We start from the raw sequence: 3,431 nt of genomic DNA, 5'->3' as shown, positions 1-3,431 counted from the left end.
CCACATCGACGGGCGACCTCGTCGACGCCGAGGTCGGTGGCCTCCAACAGACGCCTCGCCTCGAGAAGTCGTTGGGCGGTCAGCCAGCGCAGTGGGGGAATGCCGGTCTCGTCGCGAAAGTGTCTGGCGAAGGTCCGCGGCGCGTAGCCGGAGTACGACGCGAGATCGTCGACGGTGAGTGGCTCGTCGATCCGCTCGATCGCCCACGCGCACGTCGCGGCCAGATGCGAGCCGCTCTCGGGCAGCGGCCGAGACATGAACTGCGCCTGGCCTCCCGGGCGGTGGACGGCGGAGACCATCCGTCGAGCGACGTCGGCTGCCGCCGCCGCACCGTGGTCGTTGCGGTACATGTGCAGACACAAGTCGATGCCCGCCGCGATTCCTGCGCTGGTGAGTATCTGGCCTTCGTCGACGAAGAGGACGTCCGGACGAACGTGCACGTCGGGGAAGCGCAAGCCCAACTCCTCGGCGTGCTCCCAGTGCGTGGTCGCCGCGCCCCCGTCGAGCAGGCCGGCGGCGGCAAGGGCGAAGGCTCCGATGCAGACGGACGCGATGCGCGCGCCGCGCTCGGCAGCGGTCCGCAAGGCGTCCAGCACGTCCTGCGACGGATCGTCGAGCGGCAGGAAGCCGGGGACGATCACCGTGTCGGCACTCTCGAGGGCGTCGAGCCCAACCGGCGCGTGAATGTCGAAGCCCGTCGTAGTCGGCACCGGTCCCTGGTGCCGCGCACAGACCACGAATTCGTACCGATGGCGTTCGGTGTGGTGACCGAATATCTGAGCGGGAATGGCCAGATCGAATGCCACGACGTCGGGCAAGGCCAGCGTCACCACGCGGTGCATGGCAGAAGTCTATCGATAGTGGGTATTCCTGCCGACACCCTTCGGCGCTACGCGCGCTCGCGTGGTGAGGCGGGTTCGACCACTGTGGTCACCAGGCCCGTGTCGATGTCGTACACGTGGCCCGAGACCGTGATGTCTCGAGACACTCGGGCGTCGGACAGCAGCAGTTCGACGTCGGAGCGCACGGTCTGCTCCGGATCGAGGACGGGGAGGGCGGCGAGGCCGGCATCGTGGTACCCGGCCCGTTCGACGAAGCCCTGCCGCAGGGCATCATCGGCCAAAAGCCTTGTTCCACAGTCATTGTGGTGAATGATCGCCACTTCGAAGTGGGGACCCTCCGGTGCGATTCTGTCGACCAGATAGCCGATGTAGGCGACGTCCTGAATGACGGCGGGGGTGACCCGGCCGCCGACGTTACGCAATACGACGGCATCGCCGAGTTCGATGCCGAGGAAGACGGCGGGGTCCGTTCGGGGATCGACGCACGTGATGACGAACGACGTCTGATGCGGGACGAACGGCAGCGCCGGGTAGTTGCGTCGGGCTTCGCCGCCCCGCTGTGCGAATATCCGATTGCGCCTCACCAATTCGTCGAAGTGGCTCGTCTTCTGCTCTTCCGTTGCGGTCACGCGATCCAGCCTGCCGCCACACCGCCGACGCATCGAGTGGCAGAACAGCCCACTGTCATTAGATTCCTGCCACCAGCGCGTCGGTGTTGGATGAACAGATGAGCGAGACGCTGGGATTCAGCCGCGCCACCTTCTCCTTCCTCCGCGGTCTGAAGGAGAACAACGAGAAGGCGTGGTTCGACGCGCATCGCGACGACTACGAGCGCGACGTGCGGGAGCCGTTCGCCGCGGCACTGGAAGCCGCAGCCGACGCCACCGTCGGCGGCCCCTGGGAGTTGCACGGCGGCCGCGAAACGATGTTCCGCATCAACCGCGACGTGCGATTCGCCAAGGACAAGTCGCCGTACAAGACCAACGTCGGCGGCTTGCTCACGCCCAATGGGGCGAAGGGCGAAAGCTCTGGCGTGGCCTACCTGCACCTCGAGGACGGGGGCGGCTTCGTGGCGTGCGGCTACTACCAGCTGACGCCGACGCGACTGGTTGGCATACGCGACCGGATCATCGAAGACGCCGACGAGTTCGATGCCGTGCTCGACGGCCTCGCCGACCGCGGTCGGACGCTGTCGGAGGAGGACTCGCTGCGCACCATGCCGCGCGGCTACTCCGAATACGCCGGGCACCGGCACGCCAAGCATCTGCGTCGGCGCTCGTTCATGGTCTCGCAGAACCTGACTCAGAAGGACTGGCTGACCGGTGACCTCGTCGACAAGGCCGCGGCGCTGGTGGCCGACGGCGCGGACCTGGTGGCATTCGTGAAGAAGGCTGACGAAGCGGTTTGATCGGGCTGGCCGACTGCCCAGCCCGCTCACGGATCAGCGGAAGAGGCGGAAGAACCCGCGCACTTGCTCGACCAGTGACTCCGGCTGCTCCAGAGCGGCGAAGTGTCCACCGCGCGGCAGCTCCTCGAACCAGCGCAGGTCGGTGAACCGCAGCTCGGCCTCCCGCCGCGACGGGCGGGTGATCTCACGCGGGTAGACCGACAGCCCGGACGGCGCGGTGACCTTGTCGCGGAAGCCGCCGAAGCTCTCCCAGTACAGGCGCGCCGACGACGTGGCCGACGCGGTGAACCAGTAGACCGAGATCGCGTCGAGGATCTTCTGCCGCGACAACACGTCCTCGGGGTGGCCGTCGTTGTCCGTCCAGGCCCAGAACTTCTCGGCGATCCAGGCGGCCTGGCCCGCCGGGGAGTCGGTGAGGCCGTAGCCGAGCGTCTGCGGCCGCGTCGCCTGCTGCCCCGAATACCCCCGGCCGGTGCGCGCGAACTCTTTTGCGGCCTCGCGGTTTGCCAGCTCCGCGGGCGTCGGGTCGTCGAACGTGCCCAGCGCCACGGCCCCCATGTTCAGGTGCACGCCGGCGACCCGCTCGGGCGCCACCTCGCCCAGCGCGCCGGACACCGCCGAACCCCAGTCACCGCCCTGCGCGCCGTACCGGTCGTAACCCAGCGAAACCATCAACGTGTCCCAGGCGTGCGCGATGCGATTGATGCCCCACCCGGTCGTCGACGGCTTGTCACTCCAGCCGTACCCGGGCAACGACGGCGCGACCACGTGGAACGCGTCCGCCGGGTCCCCGCCGTGCGCGCGCGGGTCGGTCAACGGGCCGAGGACCTCCAGGAACTCGAGCACCGAACCCGGCCACCCGTGGGTGAGCACCAGCGGGAACGCGTCCGGCTCCGGCGAGCGGACGTGCAGGAAGTGGATGCCCAGCCCGTCGATTGTGTCGCGGTACTGCGGGAAGACGTTCAGCCGCTTGGCGAACCCGAAGTCGTAGTCCTCGGCCCAGCTGCGGCAGAGCTCCTGCGCATAAACCAGCGGCAACCCTTGTGACCAGTCGTCCACCGGCTCGGGCTCGGGCCACCGCGTCCGTCGCAACCGTTCACGCAGATCCGCGATCTCGGCTTCGGTGATGCTGACCTCAAACGGCTCGGCGGCCACAGCAGGGCTCCCTTCCTCGGCAAGAT

The 3,431-nt window shown here is 68.1% G+C and carries 4 protein-coding genes; 1 reads left to right on the top strand and 3 read right to left on the bottom strand.

Annotated elements, in window-relative coordinates:
• On the bottom strand, positions 1 to 842 hold an 842-nt coding region (locus ACRDUX_RS05005; protein ID WP_526411602.1), incomplete at its 3' end, for a GlxA family transcriptional regulator.
• Between the two features lie 47 nt (positions 843 to 889).
• Positions 890 to 1,471, bottom strand: coding sequence for a carbonic anhydrase (locus tag ACRDUX_RS05000; protein ID WP_526411600.1), 582 nt, complete (start codon positions 1,469 to 1,471; stop codon positions 890 to 892).
• A gap of 98 nt (positions 1,472 to 1,569) precedes the next feature.
• Between ACRDUX_RS05000 and ACRDUX_RS04995 the strand changes: the two genes are divergently transcribed.
• A complete protein-coding gene (locus ACRDUX_RS04995) occupies positions 1,570 to 2,250 on the top strand; it encodes a DUF2461 domain-containing protein (protein WP_526411598.1) in 681 nt (226 codons plus the stop codon).
• A 33-nt stretch (positions 2,251 to 2,283) separates the two neighbouring features.
• Here the strand turns inward: ACRDUX_RS04995 and ACRDUX_RS04990 are convergent, their stop codons facing one another.
• The gene (locus ACRDUX_RS04990) at positions 2,284 to 3,405 is read right to left on the bottom strand and encodes an alpha/beta fold hydrolase (protein ID WP_526411604.1); all 1,122 of its coding nucleotides are present in this window, start codon (positions 3,403 to 3,405) and stop codon (positions 2,284 to 2,286) included.
• Positions 3,406 to 3,431: the final 26 nt, after the last annotated feature.

Origin of the sequence: Mycobacterium sp. (assembly GCF_050701675.1) — a bacterium.
Taxonomy (GTDB): domain Bacteria; phylum Actinomycetota; class Actinomycetes; order Mycobacteriales; family Mycobacteriaceae; genus Mycobacterium.
The sequence above is the reverse complement of the archived record's forward strand: the minus strand, read 5'-3'. Positions and strand labels throughout refer to the sequence as shown.

Coding starts and splice junctions, on each gene's coding strand:
- ACRDUX_RS04995 (WP_526411598.1), top strand. CDS start 1,570: ATGAGCGAGACGCTGGGATTCAGCCGCGCCACCTTCTCCTTCCTCCGC.